The organism is Mesorhizobium sp. NBSH29 (genome assembly GCF_015500055.1).
Lineage (GTDB): Bacteria > Pseudomonadota > Alphaproteobacteria > Rhizobiales > Rhizobiaceae > Neomesorhizobium.
The window spans coordinates 3,053,873-3,074,041 of sequence record NZ_CP045492.1 but is presented as its reverse complement, the minus strand read 5'-3'; the positions used below and the strand labels follow the sequence as shown (position 1 = coordinate 3,074,041).

Sequence of the window (20,169 nt, the reverse complement as noted above, 5' to 3'; positions counted from 1 at the left end):
CTAGAAACGCAATCCCGCATACTTCGGGATCGCCCGTAAGGACCTGCAGGAGCACTTGATGACAAATCTGCGAACGTTTCTTGGTGCGCTAATTCTGCTCCAGGGATTGAGTGCCTGCGCTGTCGCCCCAACAATTTCAGAAAAGGAGGCTGCAACTCTTGTTGATCGGTTCTGCACCACCCTCATTTCGGGTGTGGCTCACTATGATCCAAACGGGAATGGTGCCTGGCCACCCAACGATCCCAAGGTTTTTGGCCCGCTCCTAACCACCGAGTTGACGTCCTTTATCGGCGAGGCAGACGCCCTGAATGCAGCCTTTGAGGCGAGCACTAAGGAAAAAGGGCCGCTTGGCGACGGCGTACCGTGGAAAGCATATCAGGACGAGGCATCCACCTGCACTCCCGGAGTGATTTCAGGCTCGGCAGAGAAAGCCGAAGTGGAAATCACCTATAGCTTCGAATTGGCTCCGGATACCGGCTGGACCGATGCACTCGTGCTTGTTCGACATGAGGGCGCGTGGCGCATCGACGACATACGTTTTGAGAAGCCCATCTATGGTTCCGGGCTGAGAACAGTACTGTCGGGGGTTCTCGATCAACTGAAGTAATGAGGTACAGCACGTCTGGGCCTGCACTGCCTTCTCCCAATTTTAAAGGATTGTCTTGCTGACGCGGCGGGATATGCAGACCCTGTCCGCCTTGCCAATGCCTTAAGCTTGGTTTACGCCGCCGCCATGACAGTCACCGTACGTTTCGCGCCTTCTCCGACAGGGCATATTCATATCGGCAATGCGCGCACGGCGCTGTTCAACTGGCTATTTGCACAAAAACACAAGGGCCGTTTCATCCAGCGCTTCGATGATACGGACGTTCAGCGCTCGAAGCAGGAATATGCCGATGCGATCCTCTACGATCTGCACTGGCTGGGGATTTTCCCTGATGCCATCGACTACCAGTCGAAGCGATTTGAGCATTACGATGCAGCGGCAAAGCGGTTAAAGTCTGCCGGTGTCCTTTACCCGTGCTACGAGACGCCAGAAGAACTGGAGCTCAAGCGCAAGATCCTGCTGTCGCGCCGCCTGCCGCCAGTTTATGGCCGCGATGCGCTAAAACTGAATGATGCTGATAAGGCCGCGCACGAGGAAGCCGGACGCAAGCCGCATTGGCGTTTCTTGCTCCCCAATTTCGCCGGTGATCCGTTCGCGCCTACACGTACCGAAGTTCAGTGGAGTGATGTTGTTCGCGGTAGTGAGACTGTAGATCTGGCATCTCTTTCTGACCCGGTCCTGGTGCGCGAGGATGGGACATATCTCTACACACTTCCCTCGGTAGTCGATGATATCGAAATGGGAGTCAGTCACATTATCAGGGGTGATGACCATGTCACCAATACAGGCGTGCAGATCGCGCTTTTCAATGCGCTCGGCGCCGAGCCGCCGGCTTTTGGCCACCACAATCTTCTGACCACGGTTTCAGGCGAGGGACTGTCGAAACGCAGCGGCGCATTGTCGATTGCCGGTCTGCGTGAAGCGGGTATCGAGTCGATGGCGGTTGCCTCGCTTGCGGTCCTGCTTGGCACCTCCGAAAACGTCTCAGCGGTGCCGACTATGCCAGAACTGGCGGAAAGGTTCGAACCCGAAGCGACGTCGAAGTCCGCATCAAAATTCGATCCGGAGGAGCTTGGGGTACTTAACCGAGCACTTCTTCATTCTATGAGATTTGAAGACGCGGCGACCCGGCTTCTTGGGCTCGGAATTTCCGGTGACAAAGCCGAACCATTCTGGATAGCGGTTCGTGGAAATCTTGAGACCTTGGGTGATGCGGCCCATTGGTGGCAAATTGTGCAGAACGGACCAGGTGCCGTGGAGGCGCTGTCGGACGAGGATCGCGTTTTCGTGCGTGAGGCGTTCGATCTGTTGCCGGAAGGTCCATGGGACCACGCGACGTGGAAACTCTGGACCGATCAGGTCAAGGAGAAATCAGGGCGCAAAGGCAAAGGTCTGTTCATGCCGCTCAGGCTGGCACTCACTGGACAGAGCTCAGGCCCCGAGCTCGCAGATCTATTGCCCCTCCTGGATCCGGAAGAAATGTTGGCCCGACGACCCTAACCTTGCGGTCGGCCGCTGGCGGCAGAACGGTTGCCGGCTCTTTCGCTTTGGCGGAATCAATCCCTGCAGACGCTGTCGGATCAATGGCGCCAAGATTCGTGAAACTTCCCTGTGTAGTGGTTTCCGATGTCGTCTCGGAAGCCGCCTCGATGCTGGAAAATCCACCGGCCGGTTGACCGGAAGCCATCACAGCAAAGCTTTTGCCAGGATTGCATTCGCACTGCTCTGGCCTTGCGGCGGAGGTGTTCCTATAGAGAAAGGCTGCAGGCAGTTCTGAATAAGGCTTTTCACCGACCAGTGACATCATTGTCTCGGGCGTCTCTTCAGAGGCTTCCTGATAATAGATCTGCACCTCAGCGCCTGGGCACATCGCCTGGCAATTCTGCTGATCGCGCTTGAACTGGCCTTTGGAAGACGATGGCGAGATGGGGAAGTAATAGCCGTCACAGGTACGTACGCACATGGTGCGGTAGCCGCCGAGCGTCTGAACTGCGGGCTGAGCAACCACGCTGCGCGACGAGCCGGGCGCTTTGACCGTGCGAGCCGTTGGCTTTGTCTTTGTCCTGGGTGTCACCGGCTTCGCTGGCTTCGCCTGTTGTTCAGGCTCCGCGTATCGTGCCTTGCGACGCTGCTCAAACAGCGATGTGCCACGATCAGAACTTTCTGCCAACAGGATAAGGCCGGCGGACGGACGGGTGGTGGAAGTGGCGCTCTCTGCGGGAATTATCTGCTGGCGGGCATCAGCCATGGCGGCGCCCGCATTGAGCAAAACAAGCACAGCCAATGCTGCGGCCTTTAAGGCTGCGTGGCTCACCGGTCTCATTGCCCTCGTCATAGTTCCTCCAGGGTTGCATAAAAAATATTCTATACAACCGAATTCCGCCAGTCATGCATCTGCGGACAAAACGCCATCTGCTGCAACCGGTGTCAACCCTGAAGGGTAAATGCTGCTGGCACTCAAACCGGTTTTTGCGCCTGCTGTGCTGCTTCGACCACAGCTAGGGCGGTCATGTTGACCACACCGCGCGAGGTGACTGAGGGTGTGAGGATATGCGCAGGCTTGGCGGTGCCGAGGAGGATAGGGCCTACATGCAGCGCGTCGGTCATTTCTTTGACTGTGGTTAACGCAATATTAGCCGAATCCAGATTGGGGAAAACCAGTAGATTGGCTTCACCTTGGATTAGCGAATGGGGGTTCACCCGATTGCGCAAATGCTCCGAAAGTGCTGAATCTCCATGCATTTCGCCATCTGCCTGAAGTTTTGGGGCGATCCTGTGGAGGATTTTTGCAGCCTCGCGCATTTTCAGCGCGCTGGTGGATTCGCGCGACCCAAAATTCGAGTGCGATAAAAGCGCAGCCTTGGGTTCAAGTCCGAAGCGACTGATTTCCTCGGCCGCTAAAACCGTCATTTCCGCAATTTCTTCCGCCGACGGATCGACCGAAACATACGTGTCGGTAAAGAACATCACACCGCGCTGCGTGATCAGCATCGACAACGCTGACAGGTTGTGATCCTTCACGCCTTCGCGTGAGCCGATGATCAACTGAACGTTGCGCAGATGACGCTCAAAGCGGCCTTCAAGGCCGCAGATCATCGCATCCGCATCACCGCGTTTGAGAGCAAGTGCGGCGATCACCGTATTGTTGGTGCGTACCAGTGTGCGGGCGGCCTCTGGTGTTACGCCACGGCGCCCGCCCAGCTCGATCAGGAGGTCAACGTAATAGCGGTAGCGCGGGTCATCCTCGGGATTGATCAGTTCGAAATCGACGCCGGGACGGATTTTCAGGCCATGGCGCTTCAGGCGCACGTCAATGACATGGGGGCGGCCAATCAGGATGGGTTTGGCTGTACCTTCTTCCAGCACGACCTGCGCTGCCCGCAGCACGCGCTCATCTTCGCCGTCGGCATAAATGACGCGCTTTGTCGTTGCGGCTTTTGCAGCGGAGAAGACCGGCTTCATTACGAGACCGGACCGGAATACGAAGCGGCTCAGGCGATCAATGTAGGCGGACCAATCCGCAATAGGCCGCTTTGCAACGCCGGTATCGCAGGCAGCGCGCGCAACGGCGGGCGCAATGCGCAGGATCAGGCGGGGATCGAAAGGCGAGGGGATGAGGAAATCCGGGCCAAAGACCGGCGTCTCGCCTGAATAGGCGCGTGCGGCGACATCGGATGGTTCTTCGCGGGCAAGCGCTGCAATGGCGCGCACCGCGGCCATTTTCATCTCTTCATTGATTGCCGTTGCGCCGCAATCGAGCGCGCCCCGGAAAATATAGGGGAAGCAAAGGACGTTGTTCACCTGATTGGGAAAATCTGAACGCCCGGTGCAAATCATCGCATCGGGGCGGGCTGCGCGCGCCAGCTCTGGCATGATCTCAGGAGTGGGGTTTGCCAGTGCCAGGATCAGCGGCTTTTCAGCCATTCCAGCCAGAAGCTCCGGCTTGAGGACGCCTGCTGCCGAGAGGCCCAAAAATACGTCAGCGCCGCCAATTACATCCTCCAATGTGCGGGCATTGGTGTCCTTTACATAGGGGTCTTTCCAGCGATCCATCTCCTCGACGCGGCCCTTATAGGCAACGCCGTGACGATCTGTGACCCAGATATTGTCGCGGGTAGCGCCAAGGGAAACCAGTAGATTGAGGCAGGCAAGGGCTGCTGCACCCGCGCCAGAAGTGACGATCTTGATGTCCTCGATCTTCTTGCCGGCAAACTCCAGCCCATTGAGGACGGCAGCGGCTACTATGATGGCGGTGCCATGTTGGTCATCATGGAAAACAGGAATGGCCATGCGGGCCTTCAACTGTTCCTCAACCTCGAAACACTCTGGTGCTTTGATGTCTTCCAGATTGATGCCGCCGAAAGTGGGCTCAAGCGCCGACACGGTTTCAACCATGCGCTCGATGCCCGGCGCATCAATTTCAATGTCGAAGACGTCGATGCCGGCAAATTTCTTGAACAGTACTGCCTTGCCTTCCATGACAGGCTTGGAGGCGAGCGGACCTATATTGCCCAGACCGAGAACTGCCGACCCGTTGGAAATTACGGCAACGAGATTTGCCCGCGCTGTGTAATCTGCTGCCGCATCCGGGTTGTCGCGAATGGCGAGGCATGGTGCTGCCACGCCCGGCGAATAGGCCAGCGCGAGGTCGCGCTGGTTGCCGAGCGGCTTTGTCGCCTGGATCTCAAGTTTTCCAGGCGTAGGATATTTGTGGAAGAACAGAGCTGCTTCGTCGAGGTCGGAGCGCTCTGTTTCCGTTTTCGCATTGGTCATCGCGTACACCCTCATACCTGCCGTAAGCGCGTTCTAGCACGCGAACATGAAAGCGCGAGAGCCGCCGGTGAAAAAGCTCCTGAAAGCCGCTGCCCTAGAAAGCGCTCACGTAAAGTCCACCATCGATTGGCACGTTCTGTCCGGTCAGATACCCGGCGTGGACGGAGCAATAAAATGCGCAGACCTTGCCGAATTCTTCGGGGGTTCCAAGGCGTTTGGCCGGAATGTTGGCGAGCATCTTGTTCTCGTCCTCGGTCATGGGCACGCCTGCGCGGTCCTGTCCGCGCAGGCGCTCAGTGTCGAGCTTGCCGGGCAGTAGGTTGTTGATTGTCACATTGCGGTCGGCAACGGTGCGGGCGACGCCGGCCAGAAACGAAGTAAGGCCAGCGCGTGCGCCAGACGATAGGTCCAGACCGGCAATCGGAAGATAGACCGACAGCGACGTGATGTTGATGATCCGGCCAAAACCCCGTTCGGCCATGCCCGGCAGCACAGCCTGGATGAGTTCGAGTGGCGTCACCATGTTGTTGGTCACGCCTTCAAGAATCTTGGCGCGATCCAGATCCTTGAAATCGCGCAGCGGCGGGCCGCCATTATTGTTGACCAGGATATCCACGTGTGGGCAAGCGCCGAGAAGCTCCTGCTGGACTTCCGGCCTGGAAACGTCTCCGGCGATCTCGGTCACGTTGACGTTGTAGCGATCCCGAATGCTGGCTGCCGCATTCGCCAGTGCTGCGGCGTCGCGGCCGTTCATGACGATGTTGCACCCGGCTTCAGCAAGTGCCGTGGCGCAGCCTAGCCCCAATCCCTTGCTGGATGCACAGATGATGGCATTCTTACTGGAAATTCCGAGATCCATTGATTTCATTCCTGCTGATTGGCGCGGCGAACCTAGCCCGAGCCGGCCAGTCGCGGCAACTGTCACACGCTTGTTGCATGAATCAAGGCATAGCAGCCGCGTCGCAACCGGTTGGAAATCTTTAATGCCCGGCGAGAAGACAAAGAATTTCCGGACGTTGTTCATTTCGGACATCCACTTGGGCTCGAAGCCGGCCAAGGCGGAATTCCTGATCGACTTTCTGCGCTATCACGAGGCCGAGACCATCTATCTGGTGGGCGACATTGTTGATGGTTGGCGCTTACGCCGGTCATGGCACTGGCCGCAATCACATAATGACGTTGTCCAAAAGCTGCTGCGGCAGGCGCGCAAAGGGACAAAGATCACGTATATCGCTGGCAATCATGACGAGTTTTTGCGCAACTTCCAAGGTACCCATTTCGGCGGCATCGTGGTTGCCGACAGGGCGATCCACGAGAGTGCAGATGGTCGCCGCTTCCTCGTTATCCATGGCGACCAGTTCGATTCCATCGTTCATAATGTGCGCTGGCTCGCCTATCTCGGCGACAAGGCCTATGATTTCGCCATCGTCGTCAACCGCATTGTTGCGCGCTTCCGGCGGCTGTTTGGAATGCCGTACTGGTCGTTTTCTTCCTGGGCCAAGATCAAGGTGAAGCAAGCGGTGAATTTTATTAGCCATTTCCAGGATATCGTCGCGGAGGAAGCGCGCCGGAGCCATGTTGACGGTGTTATCTGCGGGCATATTCATCATGCGGCCATCGAGAAGATCGATGGCATCGACTACATCAACACCGGTGATTGGGTGGAAAGCTGCACAGCTGTGGTGGAGCATTTTGACGGGACTATGGAGATTTTGAGCTGGGCTCAGGTGCTGGAGAATCCGGTTGCCGTTACCCCTGATGGGCGCTTCGTGCCCGTGATCCTCGACAGCGCAGCTGCCAAAGCGGCTTGAAATTCATGCAGAAGGCTTTGACCAGAACTAGCGCCAGTACCGCCATTTTTCGGCGTGAGGCAGAACCGGCGTCGCGGCATGCGGTATCGCGGCTCGGCGTGCTGGGATCGTCCGTGCTTGGTTCAACGGGCGCACGCACCGGTCTGAGCGTACGCCTTGAGTCATCGGTGGGTGCCGTACCTGCCGCACCTATTTGGCTGACGAGAAACCAGACACGCGCAAAGCCGGCGCAACCCAGGACGACCTGGCCCGCTTCCAATGGTGCAGGTTTGCGCGCTGGTCTGTGACAAAGTCGGATTTCTGGCCAACTGGTTTCGCAATTCAGGTCGGCGTGATAACGAGTGTCACTGTTCGCACGCTTTCCGGCCCGCAAAAATGTCACTTCCTCCGCTTACCGCCACCCAACGCGTCAAGCCGCACCTGTTTGAAGGGCGGTTGGCGCTCATATTCTTTGCGGTATTCATTTCGCAGGGCGTCTACCTGCCGTATTTTCCGCTTTGGCTGGAAGCTGGAGGCCTGAGCGCAGGGCAGATCGCTGTGGTGCTTGCGGCACCGATGTTTCTCCGGGTCATCACCACGCCCATCATCTGCGCGCTGGCCGATAAGGCAGGCGACCGCGCCGATGTTCTGATCGGGCTTTGTGCTGGCGCGTTGGCGTTGTCTACGGGTTATTTCCTGCCGGTCAGCTACGGCGTCGTGCTGGGCGTGTCGCTGGCGTTGGCAATAGTGTGGACGCCGCAGTCGCCAATCGGCGATTCGCTGGCGTTGTCGGGGGTACGGCGTTTCGGATCGGATTATTCGCGCATGCGGATCTGGGGATCGGTTGCGTTTCTGCTCGGTAATTTTGGCGGCGGGTTGATCCTCTCTCACACAAGCGAGAGTATCGTGCCGGTGTTGATCTCGCTGGGACTTGCAGGCGGACTTGCTGCATCGTTTCTAGCACCCCGACTGGGGCCGCCGCGCCAGGCTTCGCCGCTGTCGCCGGCTGAACTTCCAGATGTCGCGCCTTCGCTGATGCAGCCCTACTTCCTCTATTTCGTTGCAAGTGCAGGGTTGACGGTTGCAAGCCATGCCTTTCTCTACGCATTTGTTTCCATCTATTGGAAATCGCTTGGTATTTCTGATTCCATGGTGGGCATACTGTGGGCATTTTCGGTAGCGGCGGAAGTCGGCATCTTCATGGTATTTACGCGGCTGTTTGGGCCGGTTCCGGCTACCACCACGCTGATCCTGGCAGCAGTTGCGGCGATCCTGCGTTGGGTTGCCTTTCCGCTTGTGTGGCCAATGGGGGCCGGGATCGCCGGGTTTTTCGCCGTTCAGGCACTGCACGCGCTGACCACAGGCCTTATCCTGCTCAGCATGCAAAAGATGATCGCCGAAACCGTGTCGGAGCAACGCACGGGTGCAGCCCAGGGCGTCAATTTTTTCGCCAGCGGTGTTGGGCTGGCGGTCATCACGCTGCTTTCGGGCCCGCTTTATGAAGCTGTAGGCTCCGACGGCTTTTATGGGATGGCGGTGGTGGCTGCCCTTGGACTTGGCCTCGCCATCATGGCGCGGCGTTCAGCCCCACAGCGCGGTCTCTGGCGCTGACACGAGCGATCCCTCGTAGACCAGTCCCGGCACGCGGTCGCGCGCCAGAAGCAATGGCCCGTCGAGGTCTACGAAATCGGCGCCTTGGGCCAGCAAGATGGCGGGTGCCATGGCCAGCGAGGTTCCCACCATGCAACCTACCATAACTCCAAAACCCAGCTCGCGTGCCCGGTCGCGCAGTTCCAGCGCGGCGGTAAGGCCGCCGGCCTTGTCGAGTTTGATGTTTATCACGTCATAGAGATCGGCAAGGGCTGCGAGCCCGTCAGCGGTGTGCACGCTCTCATCGGCGCAGACCGGAACCGCGCGCACAATGCGTCGAAGGATCATGTCTGCGCCGGCGGGCAGGGGCTGTTCGACAAGCGCTACGCCGAGGGCTGCAGCGGCCGCGAGGTTTGCTTCCACGTTAGCGTCGGTCCAACCCTCATTGGCGTCTAGAATGATACGGCTTTGCGGTGCGGCTTCGACGACAGCGCGGATGCGATCGATATCGCCATCGCCTCCCCCGATTTTAACTTTCAGCAGGGGGCGCTGCGCATTGGCGCGCGCCTGTTCTGCCATCGTCTCAGGTGTTCCAAGCGACAGCGTGAAGGCAGTCGTCAGCGGCTTAGGCTGGCCGGTGCAGACCGTTTCAAAAACCCTGCGGCCAGAAAGCTTTGCTTCAAGGTCCCAAAGCGCGCAATCGACAGCGTTGCGTGCAGCGCCGGCAGCCATGATCCCCAAAAGCTCCTGCCTGTCGATGCCGTGGGCAATGTCCTGCGAGGCGGCCCTTATCTCGGCCTCGACGCTTTCCATCGTTTCGCCATAGCGTTTGTAGGGCACGCATTCACCGCGCCCGATCGCGTCGCGGTCGCGGATCTGACAGGTAATAACCTCCGCCTCGGTCTTGGAACCGCGGGAAATGGTGAAGGTTCCGGCAATGGGAAATCGCTCGGCCTCGACGGAAATGTCACGCGCCATATATATCCATCCCTGGAATCAGCCTGATGTGTCGGTGCAAAGTGACAGACATGGGCCGACAGGGTAAGAGTTTTGCATGCCAAACACCGTCAAGGCTGAGCCGGATCGCGCGCAGGATGCCGCCAATGTTCCCCGTGTCGAGGTCATGGAGACCGAGCACGGACTTGCCTGTACACTTTCGGGCAACTGGACCACGCGCGGCGTGCACCTCGTTGATGGTCCTATGCGGGAACTCGAAGCCCGAGCCGATAGCCGACCCATTTCCCTCGACATTTCAGGCATTGGCAAGATGGACACCGCCGGCGCCTGGTTGATTGAGCGGCTGATTTCTTTCGACGGTAGGGAAATTACTCTCACGGGCGAAAGCAAGGCGGCAAGTGTGCTTCTCGGGGCGGTCGGCGATGCCACGCGCGGCAAGCAAGCGCCGGAACCGCCTGCGCATCGAAGTTTTCTAGTGCGCGTGATGGAAGCGCTTGGCCGTGCAGTTTACGCCGCGCGCGATGACTTCGTTGCTTCGATGTACATTTTAGGGTCGACCATTCGAGGCGCCCAGATGAAGCTCGGACGTGGACATGGGGTCAATATCGCGGCGATAGTGTCGCAGATCGACCGTATGGGTGTTGGTGCCATCCCGGTGGTGGTGCTGATGGCCGCGATTGTCGGGGCAATCGTCGCGCAGCAGGGCGCCTTTCAGCTTCGCTATTTCGGGGCAGAAATATTTGTCGTCGATCTTGTTGGCATCCTGGTGCTACGCGAGATGGGCGTGCTGTTGACCGCCATTATGATAGCTGGGCGCTCCGGCAGTGCCATCACAGCGGAAATCGGCTCTATGAAAATGCGTGAGGAGGTCGATGCGCTAACAGTCATCGGGCTAAACCCGGTTGGCGTGCTGGTGTTTCCGCGCTTGGTGGCGCTGGTCATCGCATTGCCATGCCTGACGATTGCAGCAAACTTTGCCGCAATCGGCGGGGCTATTGCGGTGACGTGGGTCTATTCGGGCATTCCACCAGAGGCGTTTATTGATCGCATGCGGTCCTCCATCGATCTGTCGACGATTCTGGCGGGGCTCATCAAAGCGCCGTTTATGGCCATTATCATAGGAATCATCGGCTCGGTGGAAGGCATGAAGGTGGGCGGCAGTGCAGAGTCGCTCGGCCTGCACGTCACATCTTCAGTGGTGAAATCAATTTTCGTGGTGATTATCGTCGATGGCATGTTCGCGATCTTCTACGCAACGATCAATTTTTAGGGCGCCGGATGGACAACTACCAAGCACAGCAAAACGAGCTGCCGAGTGGCGCCGAGGGCGATAACGAAATCGTTCTTTCGGCACGTGATATAACCGTGGCTTTTGACGACAAAGTAGTGCTCGACAATCTGTCGCTTGATATCTATCGGGGCGAAATTCTTGGGTTTGTGGGGGCGTCGGGTGCCGGCAAGTCAGTATTGCTGCGAACTATTTTGGGGCTCAACAGGAAGCGCGGCGGTACCATCCAGCTGTTTGGGATCGATGTCGATAAGGCCAACGATCTGGAACGCATGCGCATCGATATGCGGCTTGGAGTGCTGTTCCAGCACGGTGCGTTGTTCTCGTCGTTGACGGTGCAGGAGAACGTTCAGGTGCCGATGCGCGAATATCTGGACCTTCCCAAGAAGCTGATGGATGAACTGGCATTGCTCAAGATCGAACTGGTAGGCCTTCCGCGCGACGCAGCCCTCAAATTTCCCTCTGAGCTTTCCGGCGGTATGATCAAGCGCGCAGCACTTGCCCGCGCGTTGGCGCTGGACCCAGACATTGTGTTTCTGGATGAGCCCACTTCAGGACTTGATCCCATTGGCGCAGCTGATTTCGACGAGCTTGTCGCCAAGCTGCGCGACACGATGGGGCTCACCGTCTATATGGTGACCCATGATCTCGACAGCCTATTTTCGGTGTGTGACAGGATTGCCGTACTCGGAAATAAAAAGGTGCTCGTTGAAGGGACAGTTCAAGACATGCTTGCCAGCGAGGAACCGTGGGTTAAATCCTACTTCCGCGGCAAGCGCGCACGGCAGCTCGATATGTCTGCGAGAAACTAGGACGCATGGAAACCAGAGCTAACTACGTTATCGTCGGTATTTTTACTCTGGCTGCCATTCTGGCTGCCTTTGCCTTTGTGTACTGGACCGCGGCAATTGGTGATCGAGGGGAGTCGGTCGAACTGCGCGTGCGCATTCCAGGCTCTGCTTCCGGCCTTAGCCGTGGAAGTGCGGTTTCGTTCAACGGCGTCAAGGTCGGTGATGTGCGCCGCGTCTTTATTGATGTCGACAATCCGACCGTTGCCATCGCCGATACAGTGGTGGACCGGTATACGCCAATTACGCGATCCACACAGGCTGATATTGGTTTGGCCGGTCTCACGGGACAGGCGAATATTGAGCTGAAGGGAACGGATTCCAAGGGGCCGAACATTCTGGCCGAAGCGCAGGAAAATGGCACCGTTGCGGAAATCACTGCCAACCCGTCTGCGGTGACCAATCTATTGCAGACGGCGCAGGATATTTTCAAACGCGCCGACAATGTGTTGAATCAGCTCGAAGGATTTGTTGGTGATGCCCGCGGGCCGCTGACTCAGACTGCTATGAATGCGCAGAAATTTTCTGACGCTTTGGCGAAAAATGCCGATGGTATCGACACTTTCCTGACGAGCGTGACATCGCTTTCGGAGGAACTCGCCGGTGTTTCGGGCAAGCTGGACGGTACGCTGGAGGCGGCAGAAGGACTGCTCAAGTCGGTCGACAGAGAAAAGGTAGCCACCATTGTTGGCAATGTTGAAACTTTTACCAAAAGCCTCAGTGACAGCAGCGATGAAATAACCCGGATCATGGCATCAGCCGATGCGACCCTGCAATCAGTGGATGCGCTTTCGAAGAAGGCCACGGATTCTCTTGCCAAGGTCGACAGTGTGGTCGGTGCGGTTAACCCGGAAGATGTGCGTATTGCTTTGGCCAATATCGCCAAAGCCAGTGAAACAGCCAACCGCGCTGCCAGCGATGTCGCAAAGGTCACCGAAAAATTCGGCAAACGCGCCGACGATATCGACCAGATGGTGGGGGATGCCAAACAATTGGCCCAGCGCCTGAACCAGGCTTCGGTGCGGGTCGATGGTATTTTGGTTAAGGTCGACAATCTGCTTGGGTCTGGCCAGACGGAAGGTCTGATGGCGGATGCAAGCCGCACTCTGAAATCGTTCAAGCAGGTAGCCGATACCTTGAATGGGCGGCTTGGCGTCATAACCGATGGCTTTGCGAAGTTTTCGACGCAAGGGCTCGGTGAGATTGAAGCTTTAGCGCGCGACAGCCGCCGTTCGATCACGCGCATTGAGGAAGCTGTTACCGATCTCAGCCGCAACCCGCAGAAGATACTGAGTGGCGGCGAAGGCGAAGTGCGCCAGTATGACGGGCGGGCACGGCGTTGACTTCATCCACCACGAGCCGCAAGAGATTTATGGCAAAACAGAAACAAGAAGGCTCCGGGGGGCTGAACGCTTTGCATCGCGAGAGGAATTCGGATAGGCGCCGCACCAACAGGTTGTTGGCAGGGGGGCTGGCCTTGTTGGCGCTTGCCGGCTGTGCGGCGTTGCCCGGCGGTGGTCCTGCACCGCTGGATACCTACGATCTTTCCGCACCGGCTCCTTCAACGGGTCGCAGCCGCGCCGGCACGCAGGTGCTGATTGCCGAGCCACTGGCGCTGAAATCGCTCGACGGGCAAAATATCGTGATCCAGCCCAGCGCCGGATCAATCCAGTATCTCAAAGGTGCGCAATGGGCCGACCGGCTGCCAAAGGTCGTGCAGGCGCGGTTAGGCGAGGCGTTCCAGCGCTCGGGCAGCTTCAGCGGCGTCGGGACGCCCGGGCAGGGGCTGGCCATCGATTATCAGGTGATCGCCGAAATTCGTGCATTCCAGATCGATGTCGCGGGCGGCAATCGCGCCGAAGTGGAACTGTTCGTCAAGATACTCAACGACCGCAACGGACAGGTGAAGGCCTCCAAAACGTTTACCGCGACGGCGGCTGTTGGTGGCGGGACAGGCAATGAAGCTTATGTTCGAGCGCTCGATTCCGCGTTCGGCGAAGCTGCCGACGCGATCGTGAGCTGGTCGGTTTCAGTGATGTGAGTTTGGCTGCAGTCGAGATGCAATAAAAAAGGGGGGCTCGCAAATGCGAGCCCCCTTTTCGTTGTTCAGATGTTTCGTCTACCGCAGCCGGCCGCTGGCGTGGGCGAGCATGGTATAGACCTTGCCGGTGTCGGATGTGAGGTAGGTTTGCGACATGATGTTGTCGCGGTCGCCTTGTGTCACGTCCTTCAAGAGGCGGTCAAAGTCCTCACAATAGCGGTCCACTGCCGAACGGAACTCGGCGTCTTCCTGGTATTTGCGGCGGATTTCATCGAAGGTCTGCTGGCCCTTGAGCGTATAGAGGCGACGCGTGAAGACATCGCGTTCGCCGCGGCGATAGCGAGCCCACAATTCCACCGAGGCTTCGTGGTCAATGGCCCGAGCAATGTCGACCGACAGCGAGTTCAGCGATTCCACGACATGGAGTGGTGACCGCGGAGCAGCGGTTGGGCGGGGCGCGTCCACAGGGCGGCCGTCGCGGTCGTCGCGGGAGGCGTTGCTTAAAAGATCGCTCACCCAGCCGACAGGGTGTTGCTGGTTGGTGGCACGCGCGGGTGCCGGTGCCGGCACTGGTGCAGTCTGGGCACGAAGTGCAGGCGCCGCTGGGCGGCGTTCCTGAACTGCCGTCGATTGGGCCGGATGCCGGGCCGGCTCTGGCGCGCGCGGCTGGGGTGCAGGCGCTGGTCGCGATGCTGGGCGCGCCTCCGAAACATCGACGGTACGTCCCGACCGAGCCACTATCTCCGAAAGCTCTTTCAGCGCGTTTATTTGCTCGGAAACGGCGCGGCGAATCGCCGTGGTCGATTCCTTCGCCTCAAGCGGCATGTCGAGCACGCCGCGCTTCAGTTCGGCGCGGGTCTGCTCCAGTTCCTCGCGGATGGAGCCGGCCGTGCGGCGCATCTCGTCGGTGGCAGTGGCAAAGCGCTGCGTAGCCGCTTCCACTACTTCCGAGATCGACGTGCGGATCTGGTCGGTGGATTTGCGGGTACGACCCTCGGCGGTCTCCAGTGAGCGTCCAATGATGTCCTCGAAGGAGCGCATCATCGCCTCAATGTCTTCCGACTTCTTGACCAGACCGACAGCCAGATCTTCCAGCGCGTGTTGACGCCCATCGAGCGTTGAAGCGAGGCCCGATTGCGCCGCGCCGAGCAGTTCGGACGCGCTTGAGAGAAGGTTGGAATGTTCTTCGAAGCGACCGGCAATCGCTGCTACATCCTTTAATGTGTGAGATGAAAGGTCGGTAAGGCGTGTCGCGTTGATGTCGATCAGACGGGCAGAGCTTGCAAAGGTCTGTGCTGCCTTCTCAGTGGTCTTGGCGAAGCTTTGCGTGGTTGAGGTCAGACGCTCGTCGACACCGATCAGGTTTTCAGACGCCGTCTCGATGAGCTGGGCAAGCTGAGCGTTGGAAAGCGACAGTCGGTCGATCAGGCCGTTGACGCTTTCGGCAAGGTTCGATTTGGCGCCCTCGACTGCTGTAAGGGTCTCGGCTGTGCGGCTGGCCAAAGCGTTGACCAAGGCGGCGTTCTCGGATCGCAGCCGTTCGGTCGCCTGTAGGGTCGCGTCCTCCAGGCTGCGCTGCAATTCGCCACCGCTCTCGGCGAAACGGGCGACGAGCGGCTTGGCAGTTTCGTCGAGAATGCGCGATATTTCCGTTGAGCGGCTGGCGAGCATCTCATTCAGCTCACGGGTGTTTTCGCCGATCGAGCGCGCAGCTTCATTGGTGCGCTGGCTGATGTGCTGGCCGACAGCTGCAAAAGTCTCGGCTATCACATTTGCGCGCTGAACCAACTGCTGTTCGCTTTCGGTGACATGCTCGTGCAGTTTCTGACCCATCGCTTCGGCGCTTGCCGCAAGGCGGCCTTCGACGACATCTGCATGACCGGAGATGCGCGCGGCGATCTGCTCGACACCTGCTGCAAGCTTTTCGTCGGCAGCCGAAAAAGTTCCGGCGATGGCATCAACGCGCGAGCCGAGCTCGACCGAGGTTTGATGGGTTCGGGCGATGATGCGCTGTTCGCTCTCGTCGAACACGTTGACGATGTCGGCTGCACGTGCCGTCAGTGCGGAGGCCGTTTCCTCGGCGCGGGCGACGATACGGCTGTCGGCCTCCTCAAAGGTCTTGGCAATGGCATCAACGCGCGAGCCGAGCTCGACCGAGGCCTGATGGGTACGGGCGATGATGCGCTGTTCGCTCTCGTCGAATACGTTGACGATATCAGCGGCGCGTGACGTCAGTGCAGAAGCAGTCTCCTCAGCGCGGGCAACGATACGGCTGTCGGCCTCCTCAAACGTTCTGGCGATCTCGACTGCGCGCGCAGCAAGGGAGACACCAGTCTCATCGATCCGAGCGGTTAGCGTAGCCGCTGTCTCGTCAACACGCGACGCCAGGCGCTGGTCTGCCTGCTCGAAGGTGCGGGTGACATCGGTAACGCGACCGATCAGTGAACCAGCGGAATCCATGGCACGTGCGGCGAGGCGCTCGTCGGCCTCGTCGAATGTTTTGGCGATTTCGGCTGCACGAGCGGCCAGTGTTTCGCCACTCAGTTCAGCGCGGCGGGCAATGCGTTCATCGACAGTTTCAAGCGCCTTGTTGGCTTCCTCTCCCAGCGTGGCGGTGATGCCAAGAACTTTTTCGCGCAACGCGCCAGCTACTGCTCCTGCCGAGCGTTCCAGTACGCCGCGCACATTCTCAATGCCGGCAGCAAGCGCGGTTTCCATTGTCGAGGTGCGTTCCTCAATGACGCCAGTCTGGCGGCGGAAGGCATCCTCGATCTTTTCGATATCCATTGCCAGGGCACCGGAAATGTCTTCGCGACGCTCTGTCAGCGTCTGGACATGCGAGATCACGACACCGTCGATAATCGACCGGCTGTCATTGAGTTTTTCCAGATCGGCTTCGAGCGCGCGGGAAAGGATATCGCGGCCTTCAGCGAGTTTTGTAACTTGTCCAGCAACGATGTTATCGATGCCGGCGCGGCTTTCCTGAAGCTTTTGCAGGTCAGCCTCAAGCGCGCGAGACAGGAGATTGCGCCCCTCTGCAAGTTTTCCAACATGAGAGTTGATGGTTTCGTCAACGTGTGCGCGCGCCTGACTCACCTTCTGCATGTCGCTGGCCAGTGTCTCGGACAGCTTCGCACGGCCTGCATCGAGACGCTCCAACTGGCCACCAAGCTCGGCATCGATCGTTGCGCGCTGCTCGGTAATCTTATGAAGATCGCTGTCCAGGGCGCGTGACAGAATGGTGCGGCCTTCGGACAGTTTTTGCAGGTGTGAGCCGATTGCAAGGTCGATCTCGGCACGTCCATCAGCAAACTTTTCGAGGTCCTCGTGAAGGGCAGCTGCCATGCGCTCGCGCGCTTCGGCAAGCTTTTGCGCCTGATCCTCGACAGCAAGGTCAATGCCCGCGCGGGTGTCGGAAAGCTTTTTGATATCCGCATTGATAGCTTCGCCCAGAATGCCGCGGCTGGCTTCAAGCCGGCTGGCGAAATCGGAAGCGCGACTTTCCAGCATCTTCGACGTCGACATGACGATATCGGCCATGTCGGCGCCGATCTGCGCCTTGCCGATGTCGATCATCTCGGCAAGGTTCTGCTTGCTGTTAGTAAAGGTGTTGGCGATTTCGCGTGTGCGCTCGACCAGGGTTTCATTGATCTGGCGGGCGCGTGCCTCAAGTGCAGAATTAAGCTTTTCCGTGCCGGTATCCAGTGCCTCGGCCCGAGTCTGGAATTCGCCAATAAGGGCTTGGCCTCGTTCGGCGAGCGTTTGCTCAATGTTGTGAAGGCGCGACTGCAGCTCGGTGTTCAATGTCTCCGTAGCGCTGCCCAAAAGTGAAACCATGCCAGTGGCACGCTCGTCCAGCATCTGCGACAGCGAGCGCGTTACATCGTCTGTGCTCTGCGTCAGTGTTGCAATACGGGTGTCAAGCAGGCTGGCAAAGGCTTCGCCCGATGTGGTGATGCGGTTGGAAATCGCATCCATGCGACCATCAATGGAATCATAAATCGACATGCCGCTTTCATTAATGCGGTCGATCAGCGTGCCGCCGGAATCAGTAATGGTCATCGAAAGTTTGGTCGAGGCAGCGAGAATGCTGTCGCGAATCATGTCAGTAGCGCCGCCAAGTTCGTCTCGCAGGGTTTCGTGCGCGCCGGAAATGGATGAGCGGACGCGCTCGGCATGTGTGATCAGCGCATCGCGCTCACTGCCCAACCCGTCGACGAGGTTGCGGATGCGAGATTCGTTTTGCGAGTAGGCACGCTCCAGTTCGTTCACTTCGGTGTGGACGAGCGTTTCCAACTCGACAGCACGGGCCAGAGTACGTTCGATGCCTTCGCCCATGGCTGCCACTTCGCGGCGTACCGCTTGTCCCACCATCATGACGCGGTCCTGCGCCATGGATTCAGGTTCGGCAAAGCGCAAGGCAAGCTCGGTCATCGAGCGCGCTGCCATACGCATTTCCTGCGCGCGGCGCATCATCACTGCAAACGCCCAAAACACGACAATCGGAACCAGCGTGGCGATTCCAAGTACGATGAGGTAAGGCCGCGCGACGAATGCCTGGGTAGTGCGGATCTGCCATACTTCTGGACCGAACAGCAGATGCGCCGTCAGCGCGCCGCCGGCGACCCAGGCTAGCGTCAAAAGCGCCACCATCCAATAAATAGCGGAGGATGAGCGGCGGTTGAGGCCATTCAGGGCCGCGCGAAAATCTTTTTCACTCTGGCGGTCATCGTTAGCAGGCGCAAATGATTGCGGGCGATTGCCATTGGCTTCCGGTTTGTTGCCCTTGCCTGCCGGCGGAACAGGTGTAGCGGGCGCTAGGGTTGGCTTTTCTGCAGGCTTGCGTGCCTCCGGTTTGGGCTCGGATCTGGCAATCTTTTCAGGCGCGGAGGAATATGCCGCCGCAGCTTTGCCGGCGCCATTGCGGCTTTCCTGCGCGAGTTGGCTGGCTGCCTCGGAAATCTGTGTTTCTAGATCTTCGATCGAGGCGGCGATATCAAGATCGCCACCCGTCAAATCAAAATCAAGCGCTTCCTCAAGCTCGCGGGCGACATCATTGTCGAGACTCTGTGTCGTATTCGGTTTTCTAGCCATGCCGCCGTTACCCTGTACAAAAAGACGCTGCCGCACCAAAACTGGTTCCTCTGCGACCGCGCGCTTGGCTTAATATGGTCTCATCGTATCGTAGTGGCACACCCCGGCAAAGGGAACTGCGATGTCTCCACATGTATAAAAGTTTAAACATAGGGTTAATATGCAGGTTACCTGAAGGCCTTTTTGTGGCCGTTTTCCGCGCTCTCTTTAGCAGTTCCGCATTAACCCGTTATCCACAGGATAGGCCTATTTTGATCGAAAATGGGCACTGATTTTTAGGAGCCGGCTCAAAAATGGCAACGCTCGATAAGATCGCGCCGGTGTTGGACAAACCCGGGGGCGAATCATGTGGTGCCGCGCGGGTGAGACCAATCGACATGCATCATCTGGCCCACCAGACCATGGGCGATCGGGCGCTGGAGCAGGAAGTACTGACGCTGTTTGTCAGTCAGGCGCTCAGCGTACGAGATCGGATTCTTCAGGCTTCACGTGATGAGCGGTTTAAACTTGCGCATGCGCTCAAAGGCTCAGCTCGTTCGATTGGCGCTGGCGCGGTGGCAGAATGCGCCTCTTCCATTGAAGCCGATCCGGGCAATAAAGCCGCGCTCAACCGGTTGGGAGCCCTGATCGACGAAGTTCGCGATTTTGTCGCAGCCATCAACCGATAGATGACCGGAACTGCGCATGTGCTGCTGTTGACATGCGCGGCGGACCCATTATGTGCGGGTGACTTTTCGGGCACCGGGACTACCGCATGACCAAAATCACTTACATTGCTTTTGACGGTACGAAATTCGACGTTGAGGCAGAAAATGGCTCGACGGTGATGGAAAACGCGATCCGTAACGCCGTACCTGGCATTGAGGCCGAATGCGGAGGCGCCTGCGCCTGCGCGACCTGCCATGTCTATGTCGACGAGGCGTTTGCCGCCATTGTCGGCCAACCACAGGTGATGGAAGAGGACATGCTCGACTTCGCCTTTGACGTGCGGCCGACATCCCGCCTGTCGTGCCAAATCAAGGTGCGCGATGAACTTGACGGGTTGGTGGTTCAGATTCCCGAGCGGCAGGGCTAATTTTCCTCGCCTGACATATGATGGACAACCGCTTTTGCGCGTTGGCCTGCTGGCCTTGTAGCTGGCGTTCTGAAACACTCAGCGCCGGGAGCCACTTTCTGCCGGG

At 58.4% G+C, this 20,169-nt stretch carries 15 protein-coding genes; 10 read left to right on the top strand and 5 right to left on the bottom strand.

Going from position 1 to position 20,169, the window contains the following annotated elements; translation table 11 throughout:
- Positions 1-58: 58 nt before the first annotated feature.
- Together GA830_RS15295 and gltX are read left to right on the top strand one after the other, a co-directional pair.
- Complete coding sequence (locus tag GA830_RS15295; protein WP_195162654.1) at positions 59-607, top strand: hypothetical protein; 549 nt, start codon at positions 59-61, stop codon at positions 605-607.
- 126 nt (positions 608-733) lie between these two features.
- Positions 734-2,107, top strand: coding sequence for a glutamate--tRNA ligase (gene gltX, locus GA830_RS15290; protein WP_195162653.1), 1,374 nt, complete (start codon positions 734-736; stop codon positions 2,105-2,107).
- Here the strand turns inward: gltX and GA830_RS15285 are convergent.
- From GA830_RS15285 to GA830_RS15275, 3 genes are all read right to left on the bottom strand, one after another.
- Entirely contained in the window at positions 2,025-2,942 is a 918-nt protein-coding gene (locus GA830_RS15285; protein WP_195162652.1) for a DUF2865 domain-containing protein, read from the bottom strand. The two genes, gltX and GA830_RS15285, sit on opposite strands and share 83 nt — an antisense overlap.
- A gap of 122 nt (positions 2,943-3,064) precedes the next feature.
- Positions 3,065-5,380 (bottom strand): NADP-dependent malic enzyme, encoded by a 2,316-nt coding sequence (locus tag GA830_RS15280; protein WP_195162651.1) that lies wholly within the window; start codon positions 5,378-5,380, stop codon positions 3,065-3,067.
- Between the two features lie 94 nt (positions 5,381-5,474).
- Positions 5,475-6,239, bottom strand: coding sequence for an SDR family oxidoreductase (locus tag GA830_RS15275; protein ID WP_195162650.1), 765 nt, complete (start codon positions 6,237-6,239; stop codon positions 5,475-5,477).
- Positions 6,240-6,363: 124 nt separating this feature from the next.
- On the opposite strand from GA830_RS15275, the gene GA830_RS15270 reads away from it, so the two are divergent.
- On the top strand, positions 6,364-7,191 hold the full coding sequence (locus GA830_RS15270; protein ID WP_195162649.1) for a UDP-2,3-diacylglucosamine diphosphatase: 828 nt from the start codon (positions 6,364-6,366) through the stop codon (positions 7,189-7,191).
- 375 nt (positions 7,192-7,566) lie between these two features.
- The gene (locus GA830_RS15265) at positions 7,567-8,781 is read left to right on the top strand and encodes an MFS transporter (RefSeq protein ID WP_195162648.1); all 1,215 of its coding nucleotides are present in this window, start codon (positions 7,567-7,569) and stop codon (positions 8,779-8,781) included.
- Here GA830_RS15265 and dgcA read toward each other — a convergent pair.
- Positions 8,752-9,738 (bottom strand): N-acetyl-D-Glu racemase DgcA, encoded by a 987-nt coding sequence (gene dgcA / locus GA830_RS15260; RefSeq protein WP_195162647.1) that lies wholly within the window; start codon positions 9,736-9,738, stop codon positions 8,752-8,754. The genes GA830_RS15265 and dgcA overlap by 30 nt on opposite strands.
- Before the next feature lie 76 nt (positions 9,739-9,814).
- On the opposite strand from dgcA, the gene GA830_RS15255 reads away from it, so the two are divergent.
- The 4 genes from GA830_RS15255 to GA830_RS15240 all read left to right on the top strand — a co-directional run bounded on the left by GA830_RS15255 (position 9,815) and on the right by GA830_RS15240 (position 13,894).
- Complete coding sequence (locus GA830_RS15255) at positions 9,815-10,987, top strand: MlaE family ABC transporter permease (RefSeq protein ID WP_195162646.1); 1,173 nt, start codon at positions 9,815-9,817, stop codon at positions 10,985-10,987.
- An 8-nt stretch (positions 10,988-10,995) separates the two neighbouring features.
- Positions 10,996-11,817 (top strand): ABC transporter ATP-binding protein, encoded by an 822-nt coding sequence (locus GA830_RS15250; RefSeq protein ID WP_195162645.1) that lies wholly within the window; start codon positions 10,996-10,998, stop codon positions 11,815-11,817.
- A gap of 5 nt (positions 11,818-11,822) precedes the next feature.
- Positions 11,823-13,196 (top strand): MlaD family protein, encoded by a 1,374-nt coding sequence (locus GA830_RS15245; protein ID WP_195162644.1) that lies wholly within the window; start codon positions 11,823-11,825, stop codon positions 13,194-13,196.
- 134 nt (positions 13,197-13,330) lie between these two features.
- On the top strand, positions 13,331-13,894 hold the full coding sequence (locus tag GA830_RS15240; RefSeq protein ID WP_308460451.1) for an ABC-type transport auxiliary lipoprotein family protein: 564 nt from the start codon (positions 13,331-13,333) through the stop codon (positions 13,892-13,894).
- 78 nt (positions 13,895-13,972) lie between these two features.
- On the opposite strand, the gene GA830_RS15235 is transcribed toward GA830_RS15240, so the two are convergent.
- Positions 13,973-18,988 carry a hypothetical protein gene (locus GA830_RS15235; protein WP_195162642.1) on the bottom strand — a complete coding sequence of 1,672 codons (5,016 nt, stop codon included), beginning with the start codon at positions 18,986-18,988 and terminating at the stop codon, positions 13,973-13,975.
- Positions 18,989-19,281: 293 nt separating this feature from the next.
- Here GA830_RS15235 and GA830_RS15230 point away from each other — a divergent pair, with 293 nt between their 5' ends.
- Together GA830_RS15230 and GA830_RS15225 are read left to right on the top strand one after the other, a co-directional pair.
- Positions 19,282-19,656, top strand: a complete 375-nt coding sequence (locus GA830_RS15230; RefSeq protein WP_195162641.1) for an Hpt domain-containing protein — start codon at positions 19,282-19,284, stop codon at positions 19,654-19,656.
- A gap of 86 nt (positions 19,657-19,742) precedes the next feature.
- The gene (locus tag GA830_RS15225; RefSeq protein WP_195162640.1) at positions 19,743-20,063 is read left to right on the top strand and encodes a 2Fe-2S iron-sulfur cluster-binding protein; all 321 of its coding nucleotides are present in this window, start codon (positions 19,743-19,745) and stop codon (positions 20,061-20,063) included.
- Positions 20,064-20,169: the final 106 nt, after the last annotated feature.